The 24994-nt window shown below is 65.3% G+C and carries 24 protein-coding genes; 15 read left to right on the forward strand and 9 right to left on the reverse strand.

Going from position 1 to position 24994, the window contains the following annotated elements; translation table 11 throughout:
• The first annotated feature begins 134 nt into the window (after nucleotides 1-134).
• Nucleotides 135-2402 (forward strand): bifunctional SulP family inorganic anion transporter/carbonic anhydrase, encoded by a 2268-nt coding sequence (locus FB478_RS02000; protein ID WP_144599707.1) that lies wholly within the window; start codon nucleotides 135-137, stop codon nucleotides 2400-2402.
• 107 nt (nucleotides 2403-2509) lie between these two features.
• Here FB478_RS02000 and FB478_RS02005 read toward each other — a convergent pair whose 3' ends face one another.
• The 3 genes from FB478_RS02005 to FB478_RS02015 are packed head-to-tail and all read right to left on the reverse strand — an operon-like array spanning nucleotide 2510 to nucleotide 5212.
• Nucleotides 2510-3472, reverse strand: coding sequence for a heme A synthase (locus FB478_RS02005; protein WP_018772115.1), 963 nt, complete (start codon nucleotides 3470-3472; stop codon nucleotides 2510-2512).
• A gap of 7 nt (nucleotides 3473-3479) precedes the next feature.
• On the reverse strand, nucleotides 3480-4247 hold the full coding sequence (locus FB478_RS02010; RefSeq protein ID WP_018772114.1) for an ABC transporter permease: 768 nt from the start codon (nucleotides 4245-4247) through the stop codon (nucleotides 3480-3482).
• Nucleotides 4244-5212, reverse strand: a complete 969-nt coding sequence (locus FB478_RS02015; protein ID WP_144599708.1) for an ABC transporter ATP-binding protein — start codon at nucleotides 5210-5212, stop codon at nucleotides 4244-4246. The genes FB478_RS02010 and FB478_RS02015 overlap by 4 nt, the downstream gene beginning before the upstream one ends.
• 125 nt (nucleotides 5213-5337) lie before the next feature.
• Here FB478_RS02015 and FB478_RS02020 point away from each other — a divergent pair, with 125 nt between their 5' ends.
• From FB478_RS02020 to FB478_RS02045, 6 genes are read left to right on the forward strand one after another with little or no spacing between them, the layout of a single operon-like run.
• Nucleotides 5338-6123, forward strand: a complete 786-nt coding sequence (locus tag FB478_RS02020; RefSeq protein ID WP_144599709.1) for a metalloregulator ArsR/SmtB family transcription factor — start codon at nucleotides 5338-5340, stop codon at nucleotides 6121-6123.
• On the forward strand, nucleotides 6123-7586 hold the full coding sequence (gene sufB / locus FB478_RS02025) for a Fe-S cluster assembly protein SufB (RefSeq protein WP_018772111.1): 1464 nt from the start codon (nucleotides 6123-6125) through the stop codon (nucleotides 7584-7586). The genes FB478_RS02020 and sufB overlap by 1 nt, the downstream gene beginning before the upstream one ends.
• Nucleotides 7586-8827 (forward strand): Fe-S cluster assembly protein SufD, encoded by a 1242-nt coding sequence (gene sufD / locus FB478_RS02030; protein ID WP_018772110.1) that lies wholly within the window; start codon nucleotides 7586-7588, stop codon nucleotides 8825-8827. The genes sufB and sufD overlap by 1 nt, the downstream gene beginning before the upstream one ends.
• A 20-nt stretch (nucleotides 8828-8847) precedes the next feature.
• Nucleotides 8848-9204 carry a non-heme iron oxygenase ferredoxin subunit gene (locus FB478_RS02035; RefSeq protein WP_018772109.1) on the forward strand — a complete coding sequence of 119 codons (357 nt, stop codon included), beginning with the start codon at nucleotides 8848-8850 and terminating at the stop codon, nucleotides 9202-9204.
• Nucleotides 9205-9246: 42 nt separating this feature from the next.
• Nucleotides 9247-10041 (forward strand): Fe-S cluster assembly ATPase SufC, encoded by a 795-nt coding sequence (gene sufC, locus FB478_RS02040; RefSeq protein WP_144599710.1) that lies wholly within the window; start codon nucleotides 9247-9249, stop codon nucleotides 10039-10041.
• A 12-nt stretch (nucleotides 10042-10053) separates the two neighbouring features.
• On the forward strand, nucleotides 10054-10386 hold the full coding sequence (locus FB478_RS02045; RefSeq protein ID WP_018761278.1) for a metal-sulfur cluster assembly factor: 333 nt from the start codon (nucleotides 10054-10056) through the stop codon (nucleotides 10384-10386).
• Between the two features lie 75 nt (nucleotides 10387-10461).
• On the opposite strand, the gene FB478_RS02050 is transcribed toward FB478_RS02045, so the two are convergent.
• On the reverse strand, nucleotides 10462-11343 hold the full coding sequence (locus tag FB478_RS02050) for a neutral zinc metallopeptidase (protein ID WP_144599711.1): 882 nt from the start codon (nucleotides 11341-11343) through the stop codon (nucleotides 10462-10464).
• Between the two features lie 58 nt (nucleotides 11344-11401).
• Between FB478_RS02050 and FB478_RS02055 the strand changes: the two genes are divergently transcribed.
• Nucleotides 11402-12808 (forward strand): class I adenylate-forming enzyme family protein, encoded by a 1407-nt coding sequence (locus tag FB478_RS02055; RefSeq protein ID WP_144599712.1) that lies wholly within the window; start codon nucleotides 11402-11404, stop codon nucleotides 12806-12808.
• Complete coding sequence (locus tag FB478_RS02060) at nucleotides 12801-14000, forward strand: thiolase family protein (RefSeq protein ID WP_144599713.1); 1200 nt, start codon at nucleotides 12801-12803, stop codon at nucleotides 13998-14000. The genes FB478_RS02055 and FB478_RS02060 overlap by 8 nt, the downstream gene beginning before the upstream one ends.
• A gap of 16 nt (nucleotides 14001-14016) precedes the next feature.
• Here FB478_RS02060 and FB478_RS02065 read toward each other — a convergent pair whose 3' ends face one another.
• From FB478_RS02065 to FB478_RS02075, 3 genes are read right to left on the reverse strand one after another with little or no spacing between them, the layout of a single operon-like run.
• Nucleotides 14017-14640, reverse strand: coding sequence for an energy-coupling factor transporter transmembrane protein EcfT (locus tag FB478_RS02065; protein WP_144599714.1), 624 nt, complete (start codon nucleotides 14638-14640; stop codon nucleotides 14017-14019).
• The gene (locus FB478_RS02070) at nucleotides 14637-15368 is read right to left on the reverse strand and encodes an energy-coupling factor ABC transporter ATP-binding protein (protein WP_018772103.1); all 732 of its coding nucleotides are present in this window, start codon (nucleotides 15366-15368) and stop codon (nucleotides 14637-14639) included. The genes FB478_RS02065 and FB478_RS02070 overlap by 4 nt, the downstream gene beginning before the upstream one ends.
• Before the next feature lie 11 nt (nucleotides 15369-15379).
• Complete coding sequence (locus FB478_RS02075) at nucleotides 15380-16024, reverse strand: biotin transporter BioY (RefSeq protein ID WP_018772102.1); 645 nt, start codon at nucleotides 16022-16024, stop codon at nucleotides 15380-15382.
• A 558-nt stretch (nucleotides 16025-16582) separates the two neighbouring features.
• On the opposite strand from FB478_RS02075, the gene FB478_RS02080 reads away from it, so the two are divergent.
• On the forward strand, nucleotides 16583-18307 hold the full coding sequence (locus FB478_RS02080; RefSeq protein ID WP_144599715.1) for an IS30 family transposase: 1725 nt from the start codon (nucleotides 16583-16585) through the stop codon (nucleotides 18305-18307).
• 55 nt (nucleotides 18308-18362) lie between these two features.
• Here FB478_RS02080 and FB478_RS02085 read toward each other — a convergent pair whose 3' ends face one another.
• Nucleotides 18363-18779 carry a hypothetical protein gene (locus tag FB478_RS02085; RefSeq protein ID WP_144599716.1) on the reverse strand — a complete coding sequence of 139 codons (417 nt, stop codon included), beginning with the start codon at nucleotides 18777-18779 and terminating at the stop codon, nucleotides 18363-18365.
• A 394-nt stretch (nucleotides 18780-19173) separates the two neighbouring features.
• Here FB478_RS02085 and FB478_RS02090 point away from each other — a divergent pair, with 394 nt between their 5' ends.
• Together FB478_RS02090 and FB478_RS02095 are read left to right on the forward strand one after the other, a co-directional pair.
• A complete protein-coding gene (locus FB478_RS02090; protein ID WP_144599717.1) occupies nucleotides 19174-19653 on the forward strand; it encodes an N-acetyltransferase in 480 nt (159 codons plus the stop codon).
• Nucleotides 19654-19690: 37 nt separating this feature from the next.
• Nucleotides 19691-19981, forward strand: a complete 291-nt coding sequence (locus FB478_RS02095; protein WP_018771176.1) for an antibiotic biosynthesis monooxygenase — start codon at nucleotides 19691-19693, stop codon at nucleotides 19979-19981.
• Nucleotides 19982-20254: 273 nt separating this feature from the next.
• Here the strand turns inward: FB478_RS02095 and FB478_RS02100 are convergent, their stop codons facing one another.
• Complete coding sequence (locus tag FB478_RS02100; RefSeq protein ID WP_018771175.1) at nucleotides 20255-20818, reverse strand: dihydrofolate reductase family protein; 564 nt, start codon at nucleotides 20816-20818, stop codon at nucleotides 20255-20257.
• 495 nt (nucleotides 20819-21313) lie between these two features.
• Here FB478_RS02100 and FB478_RS02105 point away from each other — a divergent pair, with 495 nt between their 5' ends.
• From FB478_RS02105 to FB478_RS02115, 3 genes are all read left to right on the forward strand, one after another.
• Complete coding sequence (locus FB478_RS02105; protein WP_261377338.1) at nucleotides 21314-23380, forward strand: Ig-like domain-containing protein; 2067 nt, start codon at nucleotides 21314-21316, stop codon at nucleotides 23378-23380.
• Nucleotides 23381-23445: 65 nt separating this feature from the next.
• Nucleotides 23446-23883 (forward strand): VOC family protein, encoded by a 438-nt coding sequence (locus FB478_RS02110; protein WP_018771173.1) that lies wholly within the window; start codon nucleotides 23446-23448, stop codon nucleotides 23881-23883.
• Between the two features lie 90 nt (nucleotides 23884-23973).
• Nucleotides 23974-24987 carry a DUF808 domain-containing protein gene (locus FB478_RS02115; protein WP_144599718.1) on the forward strand — a complete coding sequence of 338 codons (1014 nt, stop codon included), beginning with the start codon at nucleotides 23974-23976 and terminating at the stop codon, nucleotides 24985-24987.
• Nucleotides 24988-24994 lie beyond the last annotated feature (7 nt).

Consider the following 24994-nt stretch of genomic DNA (forward strand, 5'->3'; position numbering starts at 1 on the left):
GGGGCCGCCGTTTGCGTTAACCGGGATCGAAACCGATATGACATTTTTGTCATATCGGTCACTTTAGGTGTCATCCATCATGACCAGCTGCTTACGGTGGGGTGGACCCTTCCCTCGATCAAAGGAAAAAATCCATGGAAGTCCGTCCCTCCACAATTCCCGCCCCCAGCCACAGCCCGCCGGGAGGCAGGGGAAGCCGTGGCCGCTTCACCTTCCGCCGCCCGCCGTTTGCTGCCCATTTGGGCGCCGACGTACCCGCATCCCTGGTGGTGTTCCTCGTGGCCCTCCCGCTCTCGCTCGGCATCGCAGCCGCGTCGGGAGCCCCCATCATGGCAGGCCTCATCGCTGCAGCCGTGGGCGGGATCGTGGCCGGAAGCCTGGGCGGCTCACCGCTGCAGGTGAGCGGACCCGCGGCCGGGCTGACCGTCGTCGTGGCCGGGCTGGTCCAGGAGTTCGGATGGCAGGTGACCTGCGCCATCACCGCGGCCGCGGGCGCCGTGCAGCTCCTGCTGGGCATCAGTCGCGTGGGCCGGGCCGCCCTGGCCGTCTCACCGGTGGTGGTCAAAGCCATGCTCGCCGGCATCGGTGTCACCATCATCCTGCAGCAGGTCCACGTGATTCTCGGATCCCGGCCGGCAGGCTCGGCCCTCGAGAACCTTGCGGCACTGCCGGCAGCCATCACCAACCTGGAACTGCACGCGGCCCTGCTGGGACTGGCCGTCGTGGCAATCCTGCTGTGCTGGAAGTTCCTGCCCGCCACGGTCCGGCGTGTTCCGGGCCCCCTGGCCGCCGTCGCGGCAGGAACCGCACTGGCCGTGGCCTTTGCCCCCGGTGTTGAGCGCATCTCCCTTGATGGCTCCATTTTCGATGCCATCGCCCTGCCGCAGCTTCCGGACAGCAACTGGCGCGCGTTCGCTTTTGCCATCTTGACCATGGCCCTCATCGCCAGCATCGAGTCCCTCCTGTCGGCCGTGGCCGTGGACAAGATGCAGACCGGTCCGCGGACCAACCTGAACAGGGAGCTCATCGGGCAGGGCACCGCGAACATCGTTTCCGGGTCCCTGGGCGGCCTGCCCGTGACGGGCGTCATTGTCCGCAGCGCCACGAATGTGGAAGCGGGAGCGGCTTCCCGGACATCCGCAGTGCTGCACGGTGTCTGGGTCCTGGCTTTCTCTGCCCTCTTTGCCGGGTTGATCCAGCTGATCCCGCTGGCCGTCCTGGCCGGCCTGCTGGTGGTTATCGGCGCGCGGCTGATCAAGGTGGCGGACATCCGGACCAGCCTGCGCACGGGAGACCTCACCATTTACGCGGTTACCCTCATCTGCGTGGTGTTCCTGAACTTGTTGGAAGGAGTCATGATCGGCCTGGCCCTCGCCGCTGCCAGTGTGCTGTGGCGTGTCCTGCGGGCCCCCATCCAGGCGCACCGTCCCGCCGCACCGCCGTCGCCCTGGCGGGTGACCATCGCGGGATCATGCAGCTTCTTCGCGCTGCCAAAGCTCAACGGCGTCCTGCAGTCGGTGCCTGCCGGCGCGGACGTGGTGGTGGAGCTCAACGCCGACTATGTTGACCATTCCTTCCGGGAAGCCCTGTTGGCCTGGCAGCTCCAGCACCAGGCCGCCGGCGGCACGGTGAACCTTGAGGAGCACGGCAACACGGTGTTCCGGGACGCCGCCCACCAGGCTCCCCGGCGCGAGGAAGCCACCGAGTTGCCCCTTCCGCCAAGGAAGGAGCCGTTGTTGCAGGGCGTCAACAAATACCACCGCCGGTTTGCGCACCAGGTCCGTCCGCTGGTGCATGACCTGACGGAAGGACAGAACCCGGACAGCCTGTTCGTGGGCTGCATCGATTCGCGCGTCAATCCGAACCTGATCACCAGCAGCGGCCCGGGGGACCTGCTCACGCTGCGGAACATCGGCAACGTGGTGTGCGGCAATGGCCAGGACGCCTCAACGGATTCTGCCCTGTCCTTTGCCGTCAAAGGCCTGGGAGTGCAGTCGGTCGCCATCTGCGGGCACTCCAACTGCGGCGCCATGAAGGCGCTGCTCGCAGAGGCCGGCGGCGAAGACAACAGTTCGCTTGGTCCGGCATTCGGACAGTGGCTGGACCACGCCCGGCCCAGCTACACGGAGCTGCTGGCAGGGCATCCGGTGGGCCGGCAGGCGGCGGCGGCGGGATACGCCCGGGTGGACCAACTGGCGATGGTCAACGTGGCCGTGCAACTGGCCAAGCTGCAGGACCACCCGGTGACGGGCCCGGCGCTGGTGGAGGGAAAGGTGCAGGCAACGGGCCTCTTCTACGACATTGCCACCGCGCAGGTCCTGCAGATCACCGCCACGGGGATCCGGAACCTTGACCCGGCCGGCGGGTCCGGGCTTCGGATCAACGCCTTCGCTGAACGGTAATTTCCCGGGACGCCTGCAAGGCGGCGAAACATACAAGGCGGTAAACGCAGGCGCCCCGGCCCCATCCCGGGCCGGGGCGCCTGCGCGCTGTACGGGTGGGCGGGCGCCTACTTCGCTGCCCTGGATGAGTCCACGGCACTGGAACGGGCGATGTCCCAGGCGTTGGTCGATGCCGCCATCAGCAGGGCCGCGCCGAGCATGTGGGCCGCTACCAGCAGCGCCGGAATACCGTTGTAGTACTGCGTAAACCCGATCACCGCCTGGAGCACGGTGACGCCCAGGAGGGCCAGGACGGCCGTCCGGAAGGGGCCCGTAATGCGGCGCCTGATGACCAGGACCAGGGCCACTACAGTCCCGGCAGTCACCAGGTACGCGGGCACGGCATGGATGTGGGAGAACAAATCCCAGTCCAGGTCGTTGCGGGGAGCATCGGCGTCACCGGCATGCGGGCCGGCCCCGGTGACCACCACACCGAGCATCACGGCGACGGCGGAGAAAAGCGCGACGGCGGCCGTCACCGGGCGCAGGGGTGCGGGCAGGGCGGCGGGCCGGGTGGCAAGGAAGCGGCCGGTCCGCCCGAAGGCACGGTTGACCAGCAGGGTGGCGAAGACCACCAGCGCCATGGAGACCAGGAAGTGCAGGCCCACCACCCACGGGTTGAGGTTGGTCAGCACGGTGACACCGCCGATCACGGCCTGGGCGGGGATGCTGGCCAGCAGGCCCAGTGCCAGGAGGAAGAGGTCCTTGCGCTCCTTCCGGAGGTTCCACAGGTACACCAGCATCAGGGCGGCGACGGCGGCCAGCGCGAACGTCAGGAGCCGGTTGCCGAACTCGATGAAGCCATGGATGCCCATCTCCGGAGTGTTTACCAGGGAGTCGGAGGTGCAGCGGGGCCAGGTGGGGCAGCCAAGGCCCGATGCGGTGAGGCGGACGGCGCCGCCGGTGACCACCAGAAGCGTCTGGCCGATCAGGGAGGCGACGGCGAGGCGGCGGATGCGGACGTCCACGGTGCGTGGGAGCCGCGAGGCCAGGCGGCCGGCGAGCTGGGGGAGGCGTGAAGCCGTGGACACGGTTATCTCAATTCCACTTGAACCAACGGATGGCTGCGGCGCCGGCGATGACCGTCCAGAGCAGCAGGATGAGGGCGGCGCCGCCGTTCACGGCCCCGTCCAGGAAGGCGGCCCGCATCGATTCGCCCAGGGCGCCGGAGGGCAGGAAGTGCACGACTGCCTGCGCGGCGGCAGGCAGTCGCCCCGCGGGGATGACGATGCCGCCCATGGCGCCGAGGAGGATCCACAGCAGGTTGGTGATGGCCAGCGTGGCTTCCGGCCGGACTGTCCCGGCCACCAGCAGCCCCAGCGCGGTGAAAGCCGCCGCGCCCAGCGCGAGCAGCGCCAGCCCCGGGAGCCAGCCCGCCGCCGTCGGCTGCCATCCCAGGGCCAGGGCAACCACGCCAACCACCACCACCTGGAGGCACAGAACGGCCAGGACCGACAGGACTTTGCCGGCAATCAGGCCGCCGCGGCCCAAGGGGGTGGTGGACAGGAACCGGAGCACGCCGTAGCGGCGGTCGAAGCCGGTGGCGATGCCCTGGCCGGTGAAGGCCGTGGACATCGCACACAGGGCCAGGATTCCGGGAACGGCCACGTTGATGCGGCTGGATCCCATTCCGTCCAGGAACGGGGTGACCGTCAGGCCCACAAGTGCCAGCAGCGGCAGCACCACTGCCAGGATCAGCTGCTCGCCGTTCCGCAGCATTGTCAGTGCCTCGTACTTGCCCTGCAGCAGGACCCGGCGCAGCAGGGGCGCCGGCTGCTGGGCCTCCTGCATTGCTGCGGTGCTCATCGGATGTCCTTTCCCGAGATATCCAAAAAGACGTCTTCAAGGCTACGCGCCTGAAGGCTCATTGAGGCGGGCATGATTCCCTTCGCCTCCCACCACCGGGCCAGGGCGGAGAGGTGCCGGGGCGTCAGGGCGCCGGTGATGGTGTAGCTGCCGGCACGGGGTTCGGAAACGTCCACGTCATCCGGCAAAGCGGCTGCCAGGTCCAGCCCGGGCGGGGCTTCGAACACCAGCGTCCGGATGTGCCCGCCGTCCTGGTCCGCAACGGGGCTGCGCTGCAGCAGTTCCTGCACGGTCCCTTCGGCAACGTTGCGGCCGCCGTCGATGATGTACACGTAGTCCGCCAGGCGCTGGGCGTCGTCCATCAGGTGGGTGGTGAGGATGATCCCCATCCCACTGTCACGCAACTCGGCGATCAGGTCGAACACCAGCTGCCGGGACTGCGGGTCCAGTCCGGCACTGGGCTCGTCCAGGAACAACACTTCGGGCCTGCCCACCAGGGCGGCGGCGAGTGCCAGGCGCTGTTTCTGGCCGCCGGACAGCCTGCGCACGCTGGTCCGGCTGAAGGAGTCGATGCCCAGCCTGCCCAACAGGTCTTCCAGCGGCCACGGGCGGGCGTACAGCCCGGCGATGTGCCGCAGCAGCGGCAGGGGCCGGGCCGACGGCGGGAGGCCGCCGTCCTGCAGCATCACGCCGACGCGGGACCGGAGGTCAGCGCCTGCCGCCGCCGGGTCCTGGCCCAGCAGCGAGATGGTGCCGCCACTGCGCTTTTGCAGGCCCTGGGCGCATTCGAGGGTGGTGGTTTTTCCGGCACCGTTGGCGCCGAGGAGGGCGGTTACCTGTCCGCGCTCGGCAACGAGTGAAACGCCGCTGACAACCCTGAGCATCTTTCCGTCCAGGCTGGAAAGGGGGCCGACGTCCTTGATGAGCCCATGGATGGACAGAACGGGGGACTGGGGGGATCGCACCACAGTATTCTACGGGATGTAGTATTTAGCACCGTCCCCCGGGCCTGTGCAGCTGCCTGGCATAGGTCAGCCTGCCCTTACTGGAGTGCGGGACTAAATTACGACATGATTGTGTTGTGTATTCCATGACCAACGCTACTGCCGTGCCTGCGCCCGGGCCTGTGGCTGATGCCGACGAGCGCACCCGGGACCGGGTCCTCGCTGCCGTCCTGGAGCACGGGCCCGTCAGCGCGGCCGAACTGGGCGACATGCTGGGATTCACCCCGGCCGCCGTCCGGCGCCACCTGGACCACCTCTCGCGTGCGGGCGTCATCGAGGTCAAGCGGGTGGCCAAGCCCGGCGCGGGTGCCGGCCGTCCGGCCCGCCGCTACGTCCTCAGTTCACAGGGCCAGTCCAGCCTGGGCAACGACTACCTGGACATCGCCGCCCTTGCGCTCCAGCAGCTGCAAAAGATGGCAGGCCCGGACGCGGTGCGCGTCTTCGCCGAGGAGCGCTTTGCGGACATGGAGCGGCGCTACGCACCCGAAATCGAGCAGGCCGGCCCGGACATCCGGGACCGCGCCACCGCACTCGCAGCGGCGCTCACCCGCGACAACTTCGTGGCCTCCGCTGCGTCCATCGAGGCAAAGGCACCGCTGCCCGCGGCGCTTTCCAGCGTGCAGCTCTGCCAGGGCCACTGCCCCATCCAGCAGCTCGCCGCCCGCTTCCCGGTGTTCTGCGACGTCGAGACCGAAGTCTTTTCAAGGCTGGTGGGCGTTGACGTCCGCCGCCTCTCCACGCTGGCCCGCGGCGGCCACGTCTGCACCACACATATTCCTACAGGCAGGCTGCCTGCCAAACCGGCCACGGTGCCGGCGGCAGCCCCCGCCAGCCTGGACGAAGTAATCAACCATCAGCAAGAAAGGCCGTGATGACGGACCAACTATCAGAGAAAGCAGTCGCCGAAAACACTGTGATCTCGGAGATTCTGGAAAAGAATCCCGAGCTCCACGGCATCGGCAACTACGAGTACGGCTGGGCTGACAAGAACGATGTCGGCGCCAATGCCCGCCGTGGGCTCAACGAAGAGGTAGTCCGGGACATTTCGGCGAAGAAGAGCGAGCCGGAATGGATGCTCGACCTGCGCCTGAAGGGTCTGAAGTATTTCGACCGCAAGCCCATGCCCACCTGGGGCGCGGACCTCTCCGGCATCGACTTCGACAACATCAAGTACTTCGTGCGCTCCACCGAGAAGCAGGCTGCCACCTGGGAAGACCTGCCCGAGGACATCAAGAACACGTACGACAAGCTGGGCATCCCCGAGGCCGAAAAGCAGCGCCTTGTTTCGGGTGTTGCCGCCCAGTACGAGTCTGAGGTTGTTTACCACCAGCTGCGGGAGGACCTTGAGCGGCAGGGTGTCATCTTCCTGGACACCGACACCGCGCTGAAGGAACACCCGGAGATCTTCCAGGAGTACTTCGGCACCGTCATCCCGGTAGGCGACAACAAGTTCGCCTCGCTGAACACCTCCGTCTGGTCCGGCGGCTCGTTCGTGTACGTCCCCAAGGGCGTCCACGTGGAGATCCCCCTGCAGGCCTACTTCCGCATCAACACGGAAAACATGGGCCAGTTCGAACGCACGCTGATCATCGCCGACGAGGACTCCTACGTCCACTACATCGAAGGCTGCACAGCGCCGATCTACACCTCGGACTCGCTGCACTCCGCCGTCGTGGAGATCATCGTCAAGAAGGGCGCCCGCGTCCGGTACACCACCATCCAGAACTGGTCGAACAACGTCTACAACCTGGTGACCAAACGTGCCATCTGCGAAGCAGGCGCCACCATGGAATGGATCGATGGAAACATCGGCTCCAAGGTCACCATGAAGTACCCGGCCGTGTACCTCGTAGGCGAAGGGGCCAAGGGCGAGACCCTGTCCATCGCCTTCGCCGGCGAAGGCCAGCACCAGGACACCGGCTCCAAGATGGTGCACATTGCGCCGAACACCAAGAGCTCGATCATCTCCAAGTCCGTTGCCCGTGGTGGCGGCCGCGCCGCCTACCGCGGCCTGGTCCAGATCCGGGAAGGAGCCAAGCACTCGGCCAACACCGTGCGCTGCGACGCCCTCCTGGTGGACACCATTTCCCGGTCTGACACCTACCCGTACATCGACATCCGCGAGGACGATGTCCAGCTGGGACACGAGGCCACCGTTTCCCGCGTCAGCGAGGAACAGCTGTTCTACCTCATGTCCCGCGGCATGCCCGAGGACGAGGCCATGGCCATGATCGTGCGCGGCTTCATTGAGCCGATCGCCCGCGAACTGCCCATGGAATACGCCCTCGAGCTGAACCGCCTCATCGAACTCCAGATGGAAGGATCCGTCGGTTAATGACTGCCGAAGCAACTACCGAAAAGGCGCGCGTCGGCGCACCGTCGATCGCCGGTTTCACCGAGGAGGGCGAGCACCTCGTCGCCTCCAAGGTGGACCGCCACCACAGCCACGGCACACAGGTCATGGCCTCCCGCGCCGAGCGGCTCACCAGCCATGACGTGGCCGATTTCGCCCTGCCCAACGGCCGGGAAGAGGAATGGCGCTTCACCCCGGTGCGTGAACTGGCCAACCTGCTGTCCGATACCCCGTCGGAGGCCGGCGCCCTTGGCGTTACGGTCGAGGCACCTGCAGCCGTGGTCCAGCGGACCCTCCGCGCAGGTGAGGCCCCCCGTGGCGCCACCCTCGTCCCCGCCGACCGTGCCGCCGTCGTGGCTTCCGCGAACGCCGGCGACGCCCAGCTCATCTCCATCCCGGCGAACGCCGAGTTGGACGAGCCGGTGCGCCTGGTCCTGACCGGCAACGGCGCAGGCCGCCGGACCAACTCCCACGTGGTGATCGAAGCCGGAGTCAACAGCCGCTCCGTCGTGATCATCGAGCACGACGGCACCTCAGACCACAACGGCAACGTTGAGGTCCTGGTTCGCGAAGGCGCCCACCTCACGGTGGTTTCCCTGCAGCTCTGGGGGGACGACGCCAAGCACCTGGCACAGCATGACGCCGAGGTTGCCAAGGACGCCGTGTACAAGCACATTGCCGTAACTCTTGGCGGCAAGATCGTGCGCCTGAACTCCAACGTCCGCTTCGCCGGGGAAGGCGCCGAGACACAGCTCCTGGGCCTTTACTACGCCGATGCAGGCCAGCACCTGGAGCACCGTTCCTTCGTGGACCACAACGTGGCCAACTGCAAGTCCAACGTCCTCTACAAGGGCGCGCTGCAGGGCAAGGGTGCGCACACGGTCTGGGTTGGCGACGTGCTGATCCAGAAGCAGGCCGAGGGCACCGACTCCTACGAGAAGAACCAGAACCTGGTCCTGACTGACGGCTGCCGCGCGGACTCCGTGCCCAACCTCGAGATCGAGACCGGCCTGATCGAGGGTGCCGGCCACGCCAGCGCCACCGGCCGGTTCGACGACGAGCACCTGTTCTACCTGATGGCCCGCGGCATCCCCGAGGATGTTGCCCGCCGCCTGGTGGTCCGCGGCTTCCTGAACGAGATCATCCAGCAGATCAAGGTCCCGGCCCTCGAAGAGCGCCTGACCGATGCCGTGGAACGCGAACTCGCGGCAATCGACTACTAGAGACAGGCAGGCAGGAACGTATGAGCGGCAAACCCAAGGGTGAGCTGGTGTGCAGCGCCAATGACATCCAGGTCAAGCAGGCGCTGCGCATCCTGGTGGACGGCTACCCCGTAGCCGTGGTCCGGGACTCGATGGGGGACATCCACGCCATCGGTGACACCTGCTCGCACGCGGACATTTCCCTGTCCGAAGGCGACGTGGAAGGCTGCGCCATCGAGTGCTGGGGGCATGGTTCCCAGTTCGACCTGCGCAGCGGCCAGCCGCTCCAGCTCCCCGCCTACGATCCCGTGCCGGTCTTCGCCGTCGAACTCGACGGGGACGACGTCTACGTGGACGTCACCAACGTTTTGAACGGCGCAGCAGTAGACAACTACTGAGCGCCCGCAGCACCAGACTTACGAGCGAAAAGAAAGAAGAGCATGTCAACTCTTGAGATCAAGGACCTGCACGTCAGCATTGAGACGGAACAGGGCACCAAGGAGATCCTGAAGGGCGTCAGCCTGACCATTAGGACCGGCGAGACGCACGCCATCATGGGCCCCAACGGCTCGGGCAAGTCCACCCTCGCGTCCACCATTGCAGGGCACCCCCGCTACACCGTCACCCGCGGCACCATCACGCTGGACGGCGAAGACGTGCTGGCCATGAGTGTTGACGAGCGCGCCCGCGCCGGCGTCTTCCTGGCCATGCAGTACCCGGTGGAGGTTCCGGGCGTCACCATGACCAACTTCCTGCGCACCGCCAAGACCGCCATCGACGGCCAGGCGCCCGCCCTGCGCACCTGGACCAAGGACGTCAAAGCCGCCATGGAGAAGCTGCGCATCGACGCCGACTTCGCCCAGCGCAACGTCAACGAAGGCTTCTCCGGCGGCGAAAAGAAGCGCGTGGAGATCCTGCAGCTGGAGCTCTTCAAGCCCAAGTTCGCCGTCCTGGACGAGACCGACTCCGGCCTGGACGTGGACGCGCTCAAAATTGTGTCCGAGGGCGTCAACCGTGCGCACTCCGAGGGAAGCATGGGCACGCTGCTCATCACGCACTACACCCGCATCCTGCGCTACATCAAGCCTGACTTCGTACACGTGTTCGTGGACGGACAGGTTGTCGAGGAGGGCGGCCCCGAGCTGGCCGACCGCCTCGAGGAAGAAGGCTACGACCGTTACGCCAAGGGCGCCGGCGCAGCCACCATCGCGGCTGCCGCCGCAGCACAGGCCTAGTAAGGACTTGTCATGACCGAAATCAAGCCGGGCCGCACGGCCCTGGAGGACGTCGAAGAGGCGCTCAAGGACGTCATCGACCCTGAGCTTGGCGTCAACGTGGTGGACCTGGGCCTCCTGTACGGCCTGAAGTACTCCGATGACGACGGTGCGCTCCTGATCGACATGACGCTCACCACCGCAGCCTGCCCGCTCACCGACGTGCTCGAGGAGCAGGTGGGCCAGGCCCTGGACGGCGTCGTTGACGACTGGCGCCTCAACTGGGTCTGGATGCCGCCTTGGGGTCCCGAGCGGATCACCGATGACGGCAAGGACCAGATGAGGGCCCTCGGCTTCAACATCTAGAAAAAAGTACGACGACGGCCGGTCACCTTTCCCGCGAAAGGTGACCGGCCGTCGTCGTACCCCGTTCCATCGAGGTTAGAGGGTGGCGGCGCTGAAGGTGTCGCACTGCTTGATGTCGCCGGTCTGGTAGCCCCGGCTGAACCACCGCTGGCGTTCCTCACTGGAGCCGTGTGTCCAGCCTTCGGGGGAGACACGTCCGGTGGCTGCCTTCTGGATCCGGTCATCGCCCACTGCTGCGGCCGCCGACAACGCGTCGTTGACGTCCTGCTGGGTGAGCGGTTCCAGGTAGGGCTGCCCGGTGGACGGGTCCGGCGTGGTGGATGCGTACTTGGCCCACAGGCCTGCATAGCAATCCGCCTGCAGTTCCGTACGGACGGAACCGGACTCCGGTCCCTGCGGGTCCTGCTGCGCCCGCTGCAGATCGCCCAGCAGGTTCTGGATGTGGTGGCCGAACTCGTGCGCCACTACGTATTCCTGGGCCAGAGGTCCGCCTGAGGAACCGAACCGGTCCACGAGTTCCTGGAAGAAACCGGGATCAAAGTAGGCGGTAGTGTCCGTGGGGCAGTAGAAGGGCCCTACTTCGGAGGTTGCGGCCCCGCACCCGGTGTTGGTGCCGCCGCTGAAGATCACGGCCTCCGGGCGGGGGTACTGCACGTTGTACTGCTTCAGGTAGCCGGGCCAGAACGCATTGAGGCTGTTCACCGTGCCGGTGATCCGGCAGTCCAGGCGGGCATCGGCGTCCGCTCCGGTGGTGCAGGCCGGTGCCGTGCCCTGGGACTGTCCGCCGGCACCGTTGTCCACCAGCCCGCCGAGCATGTTCGGGTTGATTCCCAGCAGGAGCGCAACGAGCAGCACCAGGCCGCCGCCGATTCCGCCGCCGATTTTCACGCCGGTGCCCATGCCCCTACGGTCCTGGACCTGGGAAGGATCAAGCTGCACGTTGTCATTGAAACTCATATCGTCACAATACCCGCGGGCCGGGGGCTCAACCCGTGGCGGCCGGTAAAGTTGGTCCGTGCCTTTCCTCGACAAGATCCAGCTCTGGGCTGGGCAACGGCCGCACGACACTGCCGTGGTGATCGCGGGCCGGCGACTGGACTGGGCGGAGCTGCTGGATGCCGCCGCGGGTCTGGTGCCGGAGATGAAGTCTGTCAGTACCCTGTGCGAGTCCAATTCGGTGGACTTTGCCGTGAAGTTCGCAGCCGCCGTGGCCGGCGGCCGCCAGTGCGCGGTCCTGGACCCTTCGTGGCCCGCACCGCTGCAGGAGGATATTGTCCGGCGGGTGGAGGCATGCGCCGTTCCGGCCCAGGTCTCCCCGGACGACGTGCTGGCCGACGGCCCGCCTGGCTCCAGCTTCCTCATCGGCCTCACTTCCGGCACTACGTCTGTACCCAAGGCGTTTACCCGCTCCCGGCGGTCATGGCAGCAGTCCTTCGACGCTTCCATCGAGTTTTTCGGGCTTCGCCAGGACGACGTCACCCTTGCGCCCGGGCCGCTGGCTGCCAGCCTGAACCTCTATGCCCTGGCCGAATGCCTCTACGCCGGATCCGAGTTCCAAACACTGGAGACGTTCGACGTCGGCGACGTCCACGCTGCCATCACCCACGACCGGGTCACCCGGCTGGTCCTGGTGCCCACCATGCTGCGGATGCTCAGCGAACGGGGGATGACAGGGTGCGTGGACGCCTCCGGAATCCGCACCATCATCTGTGCGGGCTCCAAACTCGATGCCCGCACCCTGGAAGCGGCACGGCGCTGGGCGCCGAACGCCACCATTTATGAGTACTACGGCGCCTCCGAGCTGAGCTTCGTCTCCGGCCTGGGCCTGGCCGCGGGACAGGTTCCGGCGGCGGGCGGTACGGGAATCGGGCGGCCCTTTCCCGGCGTGGACGTCCGGATCCTGGATGACGACGGCGGAGAGGTTCCGGATGGCGGCTACGGCAACATCTGCGTCCGCAGCGGCATGGTGAGCAACGGTTACCTGTGGGGCGACGACGGCGAGGCGCTGCGGTCCTTCGGCGACTGGTACACGGTGGGGGACCAGGGCTACGTTCTGGACGGCGAGTTGCACATCCTTGGCCGGCGCGCGGACATGATCCTTACCGCCGGAAGGAACGTCTACCCGCACGAGGTGGAACTGGCCCTGGCGGCAGTCCCGGGTGTGGCGGCAGCGGTGGCCGCCGGCGTGGCTGACGATCTGCGCGGCCAGCGCGTGGTGGCGGGGGTGGTTGCATCCCATGGCGGGCTGACGGCCACGCAGCTGCGCGCCGGCCTGGAGGATATCCTGTCCCGGCACAAGCGGCCGCTGCAGTACTACCTCCTGCCGGAACTTCCCACCACGGACCGCGGCAAGGTCAGCCGGAACCTGCTGCTGGAGTGGATCAACACCCGGGATCCCAGGGTACGGCCCCTTGGTGGCTGACGCGGTGCACGCTGAGCTCCTGCCGCCGGACCGCCAGCCGGTGATCATCGCCGCCCGCCGCACCCCGGTGTACCCGGTCAACGGAGCCCTGCGCACCCTGCGGGCACATCAACTCCTGGCCCCGGTGCTGCGCGCGCTCGTCTCCGAACTGTCCCTGGAGCCGGAGTCAGTTTCCGACGTCGTGATCGGCAACGCGGTGGGCGGCGGCGGAAACGTGGCCCGGTTGGCCTTGCTGGAGGCGGGTCTGCCCGTCACCGTACCCGGGATCACCGTGGACCGGCAGTGTGGCTCAGGACTGGACGCCATCGTCCTCGCCGCCCGGCTCGTGGCGGCAGGAGGCAGTCCCGTTTACCTGGCTGGGGGAGTGGAGAGCACCAGCACCGCGCCCCTGCGCGCCAACCGGAGGGACGACGGCAGCCCGGAGTTTTACGCCCGCGCCCAGTTTGTGCCGGCCAGCTACGGCGATCCGGACATGGGTACCGCCGCGGAAACGGTAGCCGCGGAATACGGCGTCGGCAGGGACCGCCAGGATGCCTTCGCCCTTGCCAGCCACCGGAAGGCCCTCACGGCGACCCGGGACGGGCGTTTCGCGGGCGAACTCGTGCCACTGGCCACCGCTGCCGGGACCGTCTCCGTCGATGGCGGGCCGCGGGCCGGCCTGACCCCCGCCATCATGGCAAGGTTCCCGGCCGCCTTCGTGCCGGGAGGAACCGTTACCGCCGGAAACTCCTGCTTCGACGCGGACGCCGCCGCCGCCGTCGTCATTACCTCCCTGGAGCGTGCACGCCGGCTGGGAGCACGCGACGGCCTGGTGGTGCGCGGCACCGGCACAGCCGGCGTGGCCCCCCAGGTACTGGGGATCGGTGCTGCCCCTGCCGCGCGGGAGGTGCTGGCCCGTGCCGGGGTGTCAGCCGGCGAGGTGGACCTGGTGGAATTCAATGAGGCGTTCGCGTCGCAGGCACTTGCCTGCCTGGACCAGCTTGGCATCGATCCCGAGCGGGCAAACCTCGACGGCGGTGCGCTGGCCCTGGGGCATGCCTACGGTGCGTCCGGGGCCGTTCTGGTGACGCGGCTGCTGGCCCAGGCGAGGGGCGCCGGCACGCCGGGAACCCTGGGTCTGGCGATGATCAGCATGGCGGGCGGCATGGGGACCGCGGCACTGCTGGAGTACCGGCAGCTGGCGCCAGCCTGATCTTCAGGGGGCTGTGTCAGTCCTCGGCCTCGCCGAGGCCGCGGGCGGCGAGCGCTTCGCCGGTTTGGCGGGCGTAGGCCACGGAGGTGATGAACACGGGCAGGATCAATGCGCGCGGGTTGCGCTCCAGGCCCCGTGCCCGGGCGGAATCGCGGACGTCGGCGAACGTGCCGGCAATGAACGGGATGCTGCGGAGCATGATGCCAATAGTCAGGGCGAAGCGTTCAGGATCGGCGCCGAGCCTCCTGAACGGACGCGCCAGCCGGACAACGCCATCCAGGAGCTGTTGAATGGGTGTGGTGGCGGTGAGCAGGGACGCCGCCACCACGCAGACCAGGATGTTCAGGACGATCCGCGCCGCAGCGGGGCCGCCGAGCTGCCACCACTGGAAGAACCCGATGGCCAACAGCACTGGAGCCAGCGGCCGGACGGCTCCCCAGATCCGTCTCGCGCCGGCGCCTGCCAACAGGAACAGTCCGGTGAGCATGGCCAGCACGGCAGCGGAGATGCGCCAATCCACGATGACGAAGGACGCCAAGCCGCAGGCAAACACAAGCCCGAACTTCAGCGCCAGCGGTGCGCGGTGAAGGAGGGAGTTGCCTGGCACGTAATTGGCCAGGAGGAATCCGTGGCCCCTCACGGAGCGTCCCTGCCTGCCGGATTCAGCCCCTGCAGGCACCACGAACGGTAGGCTGCCACGGCTTCGCCAGGGGCGCCGTCAAATGCCACGCGGCCTGCTTCGATGACCAGGACGCGGTCCATTTCCAGTGCCAGGTCCAGGTCATGGGTGGACATGATGATCTGCTGGTCCAGGTTGGCCAGCGTCCGGCGGAGCAGCTCACGGTTGCGCAGGTCAAGGAGGGTGGAGGGTTCATCCAGGACCAGGACCGCAGGGTTCACTGCGAGCACGGCGGCGAGCGCCATGAGCTGGCGCTCACCGCCGGACAGCTCGTAGATGCTCTGGTCGGCCAGGTGCAGGAGCCCCAGCCGTTCGAGAGCCGCGTCGGCCTGGCGGCGCCGCTCGGGGCCGTTTTTCACGGAACGGCGCAGGGACAGCTCCACATCCTCCCTGCCGGTGGGCATCACCAGCTGGGAGAGGGGATCGGTGAAGACGAAGCCGACGTTCCGCCTGACTTTCCGCACGGCACGCACTGTATCGTCGCCGTCGACCGTCACCGTGCCGGTGGTGGGCTGGATGAGCCCGTTGACCAGGCGCAGCAGCGTTGACTTGCCCGAGCCGTTGGCGCCGATGACGCCCACGCGTGCCTCCTCCAGCCGGAGGGTTACCGCGTCAAGGAGGACTTTGGGCTGTGCGGAGTTCTCCGTTTCGACGGCGACGGACGCCTGGTCAAAGGTCACTGCGGGCATGGCGGGAGGTCCTAGGCGCTTTCGGACGCGGCGGTACGCCGGCGCACGCGGCGGACCAGGACGTCGGGGAAGGCGCGGTGAAGGGCGACGGCGATCGCGGCGGCGAGGACATTCTTGATGATGTCGCCCGGGTAGAAGACCAGGTCGCCCAGGAAGGCCTGCTCCAGGGTGGCCTTGGAGTTCAGCGCGATGCCCAGGATGCCCAGCGAGTGCACAACCACGATGCTCGTGGCCGTGGCAGCCACGAAGAACCAGAGGGCGCGGGCCTTGGTGGTGCGTTTGATCACCACGGTGGCCAGCCATCCCACGACGCCTGCGGCGATGGGGAAGGCGATGATGTAGCCGGCCGAGGGTCCGGCGAGGATGCCCAGGCCGCTGCGGCCCTGGCTGAAGATGGGCAGGCCGGCCAGGCCAAGGAGCGTGTAAAGCCCGACGGCGGCGAACCCGCGGGCGGGGCCCAGCACCAGTCCGGTGAGCATGACGGCCAGGGTCTGGAAGGTGATGGGGACGCCGAAGCCGTTCAGGGCCAGTCCGGGCACCAGGGCTGCGCCGGCCACGAGGGCGGCAAAAACGGCGATCAGCCCAAGGTCAGTGCCGTTCCAGCGGCGGCGCTCCGTCCGCGGGCTGTTCTTGGGGGTGGTCTCGGTATTGCTCATGGTGGTCCTGTCGGGGTTGTACAAGCGGAATCTAATGTACAGCCGACGCTACCGGGGTGGAACACCGCCCATTTTGTAGGGGATCCACTAAACCGGGCCGCGCCTGCCTCGGGCTGGGCACAAAGAGCCCTCGGTCACGGGTCTTGTCGTTTCTGCCGGCGTGTGAGGCCCCCACTGTTGATCGTACCGACGAGGCTCCTATCCACTGGTGGCTGCACCTCTTCCACCGAACGGTTGTCAGACTTTGTTGCGGGAGTCTCCCGTCCTCTGGGTCTTTGGGGAGAAACCCAGGAGCAGGTGACGACACCGGCGGCGCCAGGGCGTGGCCCCCGTCCTACCGGCCTCACGTCGAATCGTGTAGGCGCCGCAGGCGCAGCTGGCCGGCGCGCATCCCACTGCCATGCCGGCGTACCTTGGTCCTCATGCCCCCATCTGCTCCGATGTCTCGAAACCCTCCGTCCAGAAAACCACCGGTTTGGAGACGATTTGATGTGTAGCGGTTAGGGCACCCCGGATTCTGTTGATCGAAGCAACGCCCCAAACCAGGGAGTTCCTTCGATGTATCAACAGTTCGATTCGCCCACCGGTGTCAGGTTTCTTGCTCTCATCAAGGAAGGCAGGAGTTTCAGACAATCAGTACGGGTGACCGGGATAGGTAAGGAGACCGGTTACCGGTGGCTGCGTGATGAGTACCTCCGATTCCGCAGCAAAGGCCTCAACCACGCAGCAGCCCAGGTCGAACTGGGATTCACCTCACGCAATGCCGAGAAATGGAACGAACGCTTCCTGAGAAGCTCCGGGCGCCATCACTTCCAAGTCGACCCAGCTGTTGAGGAAGCGTTCTGGTCCTCATACTCCACCGGCATGAGCGTATTGGCTGCTGCAACATCGGCAGGCGTGAAGCATACGACTGGTTACCGGTGGGTCTACCGTCGTTTCATCGCTCTGCGAAGTGGACTTCCGCTGGCAGAGGTTGTCGATGCGTTACGACTGTCCCCGGGGACAACCGTTAGATGGGAAGCCCAACGGAGAAAAGAACTGGAAGCCGAAAAAGCACGCCTGCTGAAAGCCGAGCGGGACGCAATCCGGACCGCGAGAATCGTCGCCGAGAGGGTTGCAGCTCCTTTGTCTCCAGCACAAAAGCGACGCGCGTTACGGGAGACACGATATTGGGAGTTGGTGAGCTCCGGTGCTTCCAATGCTGCCGCCTGCAGGATGTTGGGCGTGAGCAGGGTTATCGGGACAAGGCTTCGGAACCAGAGAGCGCAACAGCCACGGGCCAGCCTCAAACCACCATCGGGCAGGTACTTGTGCCTGCGCGAAAGGGTTCATATGGCGGACCTGCTCCGCATGGGATGTTCTCTACGGCAAATTGGGAGGGAGCTGGGGAGGCATGCCTCGACCATCAAACGGGAGCTTGACCGGCACCGTGATCCCCGTGGGCGCTACTTGCCCCATATCGCCGATCACGATGCGCGCAGCCAGCGACGTCGGCCGAGGGAGCGGAAGTTGCAGGCTAATCCACGCCTGCACGCAATGGTGCAAACAAAGCTAACCAGCCACTGGTCCCCGGAGCAGATCTGCGGGTGGTTGGCGCTGGAATTTCCCGCTGAACCTGGCCTGAGGCTCTGCCCGGAGACGATCTACCAGGCACTATTGTTCGGCGACCATGGCGGATTGAGAACGGACGGCAAGCCACGGCTGCGCACGGGGCGAAAGATCCGTAAGCACCGGTGGCGGACAGGATCCGGCCACGGATCGGTCGTGAAGAACATGACCATGATTAGTGAAAGACCGCCCGAGGTCGAGACCAAAGAAGAGGCCGGCCACTGGGAAGGTGATCTCATCGTGGGGGTTGGTTCCGCATCGGCCATGGTGACCCTACGCGAACGCAAGACCCACTACGGAATCATCATCAACCTCCCGCACGGACACACCGCAGCGCAGACTAACCAAGTGATCATCGCTGCCTTCTCAGCCTTGCCGGCTCACCTGAAGCAGACACTGACCTGGGATCAAGGCGTGGAAATGGCCCGTCATCAGGAATTAGCGGCCGCTACCGGACTGCGGATCTACTTCGCGGAGCGGTCCAGCCCCTGGCAACGCGGCGCGAATGAGAACTTTAATGGCCTCGCGCGGCAATATTTCCCAAAGGGTACGGATCTCTCCGTCCATTCAGAGGACCACGTCAAACAGGTCTGCGTCGAGCTGAACAGCAGGCCACGCAAAAGCCTCGGCTACCTCGCTCCGGCAGCAATCTTTCAATTCTCGAAGGACGGATAGGCTCCCACGCCAAGAGCCTCCAGCTGCCGACTGGTGACGCCTCTCCCGCGTCCCGTCAGTCTGCCCCTATCCTCCGGTTCACAACGTGGGCTGCAGTGGCAGCATTCTTCAGTAGATCTTCAAGGCGGTTCCTAAAAGACTGTTCTGCGCCGAAGAACGTTCGGTCCGTCAAACGCCACCCGAAAGTGTCAAAAGCGCGTGCCTGAAGCTTGCACCCGTCATCGATTGCTGTCGCCGTAATCTCCAGGGCAACTGGAAGGACTTTCTCACTCGAAAGGAGGTTACCGAGGATCCTATAAACCCAACTAGAACCAGCATGGATACGTACTGCACCGCTATCGATTTCAACCTTCGCGCGTGACTTAGCGCATGATCTCGCAATGGCTTCGATGGCGGCCTTGGCGCCCAAGGGGGATCGCCAGTGCTCAGTTATCTCCACGATTGGTTTTCCCTTGAAACCATCAGCGCCCACGACAACGCCCCCTTCATTGCGGAAGGACGTGTTCTTTGGACGTCCCGGTACCAAATTTACAGGCGATCTTTCTAATAAGGGATAACCTCTTTGCGCAGCCTATCCAGGAGGCCGTTCTACAGCTCCCTTCGTACTCTCGTAGACTTCAACCACAGGGCGATAGAGCCCGAAATTAGCCCGTTGTTGCGTCGACCACTTGAATCCGCCGCACCTTCACCGTGCATATCATCGTGCGGGGTAAACGTGCATAGGGAGGCCAGCAACGGTGCCGAGGGAAGAATCTGGCCTGGCCGCGCGCTCGGCCACCGGCTTACGGGCGGTACATCGTCACTTCCCCAGGCTGAGCCAATGCGCACTGAGATATCCCTGCTCGTCGTCGTGACAGGATCGACGGATGAACCTAACACCACTTCCAGACGTTCGTGCGGAGCAGGGAAGCGCGTCCGCACGGGACGCGGCCGGAATCTGGGCTCGCGCTACCGCTCTGCGGGATCAACTCCCCGTAATTCCAGCGGTCGACGACAAACTGCCGGGTATTGAATCAGCGCTTGCCCTTGACGGGGCGCTGCTACTAATGGCCCGTACTGGTGATCGCGCGATGGCGTTCTCGATCGTCGTTCCGCGACTGGATGTTTTGGAAGTGCTCTATCTAGCAGTTGACCCGGAAGCCTGGGGCAACGGTCTTGCGCGCCAACTCCTTGATCATGTCCGACGCCACTCGCTGGACGTGCAGATTTCTATGGAGCTTTGGGTTATCGCTGACAACACGAGAGCCATCGCCTCCTACCAAAGTGCCGGCTGGATTCCAACGTCCGACGTTAAGGTTCGCAACTCGCCGGGCCGGCCGGAACGCCGCTACATCCTGTCCCCGTAAGGGATCGTCAACCGGACGGCTGTGAGAAGCTGAGCGAATGATTCTGGAGCACGCGATCCTCCCCGTCCGTACCGGCAGCGAGTCGGATTTCGAAGAGGCATTCCGGGTGGCGCGACCTCTGATCAGCAGGCAGCCGGGGTTCCGCAGTCTTTCGATTTCGCGGTCGATCGAGTCCCCAAACCTGTACCTTCTCCTCGTTGAGTGGGATTCGATGGAAGCTCACACCGACGGCTTCCGTGGGTCCGCCGACTACGAGCAATGGAAGGGCCTGCTGCACCATTTCTACGACCCGTTCCCGGTCGTTGAGCACTTCACAACGGTGCGGTAGCCGATCCCCTTGCGGACAGCCAAACTCGTCTCCTGGTCCGTCTGGATCTGTCTCATGACTCGGGTAAGTAAGAGTCCCGGTGTTTCGAGGTGCAGAGGCCTTCGAGGCACCGAATGGGCCCAATTGAATGGGCCGCTGCCCCTCAGTCGGATCCATACCCGGACGGTCGCCTTTGGTGAAGAACACGATCCTGCACGCACGTCCATCGCCTCATAACAGAGTGCAGCGAGATGCTTGGTTGGCCCGGGGCCATGCTGACCCGACGTCGGGTATTCAGCGCCTGGTCTCGTACCTGGTCAGCAGCACGCCGTCGGGAAACGGCCGGGTCTCCACCAGGCTCAGGTTTACCCAGTTGTCCAGGGCGGTGAAGAACGGCGTGCCGCCGCCCACCAGGACCGGATGGGTGACGAGCACGTAGTCGTCGATCAGCCCGGCCCGCATGGCCGCCCCGGCGAGTGTGGCACCGCTGATGTCCATGGCGCCGCCGTCGCCGGCCTTGAGCCGGGTGATTTCGGTGACCGCGTCGCCGGTGACCAGGCGGGTGTTCCAGCCGACCGTGCTGATAGTCGAGGAGAACACTGCCTTCGGCATCTCCCGCCAGCGGTGGGCGAACTCGATCTGCGCCGGTGTGGCGCCAGGCTGCTGGTCGGCAGTCGGCCAGTGGGAGCTCATGGTCTCCCACAGTTTGCGCCCGTACAGCGCCAGCCCGGTCACCGCAACCCGGTCCGACCACCATTGGAACAGCTCGTCGCTCGGTACGCCCCAGCCGAGGTTGTCCCCGGGCGCGGCAATGTAGCCATCCACGCTCATGTTCATGGCGAAGGTGAGGTTGCGCATGGCGATAGTCTCCCGTCGTTTGGTATTCGCTGTACAGACCGGCGGTTGACGGAGGTGGACCCGTGTGCGCTCCGCAGGCGATAGGAAGTGCCGGAACGGATCACGAGCGGTAGTCCATACACCGCTGCAAACATCCAGCAGAACTGTCAATTCAGACGTAAATGGTTTCGTGCTGAAAATGCTTTTTAGCAGGCCTCCACAAAATCGAAGTCTATGCAATAACAATGTGGAACTGCTGTGGAAACCCGAAGAATACGTTCCTTTTGCCGTGTAGGGGCAGGGATTAGGGGGAGCCCGGGATTGTTTCGAATGCCCCCAGCAATGACACTGAACGAACTGATAATTGGCGGTGGCATTGGACTCCGGGGAGCTAAATTGATTTATAGTCCGTTTTTCCACAGGGGCGAGCGTGGCAGTAGTTCCAGAAGGGCCGCGCTTTTCCAATTGCTAGGACTTGATCGCTTGGCTTGCGGCCTCCTGACAGCGGTGTTGGTTGTGCTGGCTGCTCTGGCAGTGCCGGTCCCGGCGTCGGCTGCCACCGGTGATGTTGGCGTTGAAGGTCCATCGCATACAGGAACGGACAGTCCCACGGGCACCAAGCGGGCCACCAGTTCGCTGTGGTTCACCGACGGCTCCTGGTGGGGCAACCTGTGGAGTTCGGCCACGTCGGATTTCCACATCTTCAGGTTCAATGCCGCGACGGGTTCCTGGGTGGATACGGGTGTGGCAACTGATCCCCGCCCAAGCACCCACCACGACGTGTTGTGGGACGGGAAGACGCTGTATGTGGCCAGCTACCGGTTCGTTAACGACGAGCTGCCGGCTGAGCCCAACTACCCCACAACATTGCGCCGCTACAGCTATGACTCGAGCACCAAAAAGTACAGCCTGCTGAGTTCCACCCAGATCAACAACTCCAAAGTTGAGGTCCTGACCATCGATAAGGACACCACTGGCAGGGTCTGGGCCACGTGGCAGCAGGGAAACAGGATCTACCTCAACGTGACCGCCACGGACGGCAAAACGTGGGGAACCCCCTTCCAGCATCCGGCATCGATGAGCAACGTCTCCGTGGATGACACGTCGGCCGTTATCGCGTTCGACGGGAAGATGGGCGTCATGTGGAGCCGGCAGGTCGGCGACTCCACCGATGGCATGTACTGGAGCTACCACGTCGACGGCGCCTCGACCACGTCCTGGAGCACCCCCGTTGCGGCAGTTTCGGGCCAGAGCAGCAGCGATGACCATATGAATCTGAAGTGGCTGGACTCCTCGGGTGGCAGGGTTTTCGCCGCTATCAAGACGTCCTACACGTCAGCATCGCAGCCCCTGATACAGCTCCTGGCACTCAGTGGAACCACGTGGTCGGCGCACACGATCGCAACCGTGGCGGAGTGTCCCAACCGCGTGATCGTGATGATTGACGAGAGCACCCAGCGGCTGCGTACTTTCGCCACCTATCCGAAACCTAGCGGCACGACGGATGCCGGTGTCTGCACCAGTACGGGAGGCGCGATCTACGAGAAGTCCACGCCGCTGGACAAGATCAGCTTCACCACCACCAAGACAGCCCGCATCGTGGACGCCGACCAATATGTGCACAACGTGACCTCGACCAAACAAAACCTCAACAGTGCCGACCGTGGCACGGCGAACAGCGGCCTGCTGGTGCTTGCGGATGCGAATGCGACCAGCCGGTACTGGCACTACTACGATCCGACCGGCGGCGGCAGCACTGATACGGCAGCCCCCACCGTGACGGCGACGTCTCCCGCTGCCGGTGCCACGGGTGTGGCAGTGGCGGCGAACGTGACCGGGACGTTCTCGGAGGCCATGACTGCCTCGACGATTACAGCGAACACGTTCACCTTGAAGACGGGGACGACGACGGTGCCGGCCGCCGTGTCGTACAACAGCACAGACAAAGTGGCCACATTGAACCCCAGTGCCGACCTGGCGGCCGGTTCGACGTACACGGCAACCATCACGGGCGGCGTGGCCGGGGTAAAGGATGCAGCAGGCAATCCTCTGGCATCGGACAGGACATGGACCTTCACCACGGCTGCGCCCGCACCCGCGCAGACTCCCATTGCGGTGAAGGCGGCGTCACTCAACGGTGGGCTGGGAGCAGCCACCACCCCGGAGATCTACGGCCTGAAGGACAACGGCGGATACCAGTGTTTTGAACGCGGATGCATCCTCTACTCGCCGGCAACAGGGGCCCACATCTCGGTGGGGGCGATCCGCAGTCTTTGGGCGGCCACGGGGTTTGAAAACGGTGGGCTGGGATACCCGGTCACCGACGAAGTGGGCGGGCTCAGGGACGGCGGGGTGTACCAGAACTACCAGGGCGGCGCCATCATCTGGTCGCCGGCAACAGGGGCCCACATCTCCGTTGGCGGCATCCGTTCAATCTGGGCCTCCACAGGGTTTGAATCCGGCCGCCTCGGATACCCCACCAGTAACGAATACGCGACGGGCAATGACGGAAGCGTGGCCCAGAACTACCAGGGCGGCGTTATTCACTGGAGCCCGACCCGGTCCTACATCTCATGGTTCTGAGGACCGGACCGGCGCGTTGTCCGTTTGGTGTCCTGAAACCCCCTGCGACTTGGTAATGTCTGGCCATGCCCATCAAGCTGGAAAACGTCGGCATAGCCGTCCGCGACCTTGACGCGGCCATCGCGTTCTTTACCGATCTCGGACTCACCGTCCTGGGCCGGCAGACGGTCAGTGGAGAGTGGGCGGACACCGCCGTGGGCCTTGACGGGAACCACGCCAAAATCGCCATGCTCCAAACCCCGGACGGACACGGCCGCCTTGAGCTCTTCGAGTACATCCACCCCGCGGCGATCGAGACTCCACCCACGTTGCCCAACGAGATCGGCATGCACCGCGTCGCATTCTCAGTGGAGGACATCGACGCAGCACTTGAAATCGCGGCGACGCACGGCTGCCACCCCCTGCGCGGTGTGGCCACCTACGAAGACGTCTACAAACTGACCTACGTCCGGGGGCCCAGCGGCATCATCGTAATGCTCGCCGAGGAACTGAAGAAGGGCTGAGCGCCCGCTGCAATATACTCCCAACATGCCCTTCTCGCACCCAGCCCTCAATACCCATCGGTCCGTTACCGTGCTGCGCGGAGGCCAGCTGTGAGCGGCGGCCTGGTTGCCCTGCTCGATGACGTTGCGGCCCTGGCCCGGATTGCGGCCGCCTCGGTGGACGACGTCGCGGCCGGCGCCGCCAAGGCTGGGGCCAAGGCCGCGGGCGTCGTGATCGACGACGCCGCCGTCACCCCGCAGTATGTGTCGGGCTCGGACCCGTCCCGTGAACTGCCGATGATCAAGAAGATCTTTTGGGGCTCCATCCGGAACAAACTCCTGATCATCCTCCCGGCCCTGCTGCTCATCAGCGCGTTCGTCCCGGGAATCATCCCGTTCATCCTCATGCTGGGCGGCACCTACCTCTGCTACGAGGGCGCAGAAAAGGTCTGGCACAAACTCCGCGGCGGCCACGAAGAGGACGGGGATACTCCGGCGGTGGACCGCGGGCACGATGCAGAGGCCAAGGTGGTCAAGGGCGCCATCACCACGGACTTCATCCTGTCCTGCGAAATCATGGTCATCTCCATGAACGAGGTTGCCGCCGAGTCCATCTGGGTCCGCGCATTCATCCTGGTCATGGTCGCGTTCGCCATCACGGTGCTTGTCTATGGCGCGGTTGCACTCATCGTCAAGATGGACGACATCGGGGTCCATCTGGCTGCCAAGGACTCTCCCCGCGCCAAGCGCCTTGGGCATCTGCTGGTGAGGGGCATGCCCGCCGTGCTGACCACCATTACCTTGGTGGGAACAATCGCCATGCTGTGGGTGGGCGGGCACATCATGGTGCAGGGGGCACACGACCTCGGCTGGCATGCACCCTATGACCTGATCCATGCACTCGAGCACCCGGTGGCCGGGGTTGCGGTTGTGGGCGGCTTCCTGGCTTGGCTGGTCGACACCCTGTGCTCGGCAGTTATCGGTCTCGCCTGGGGCCTGGTAATCCTGGCAGTCGTAGGACCGCTGCTGAAAGTACTGCCGTTCGGCAAGGCCAAGGGCGGCCACGACGAGCACGCGGAAACGACCCGGGCCGAGGCCCCTGGCCCGAAGAAGCATGACGCCTGACGGACAG

The organism is Arthrobacter sp. AG367, assembly GCF_007828995.1.
Lineage (GTDB): Bacteria > Actinomycetota > Actinomycetes > Actinomycetales > Micrococcaceae > Arthrobacter.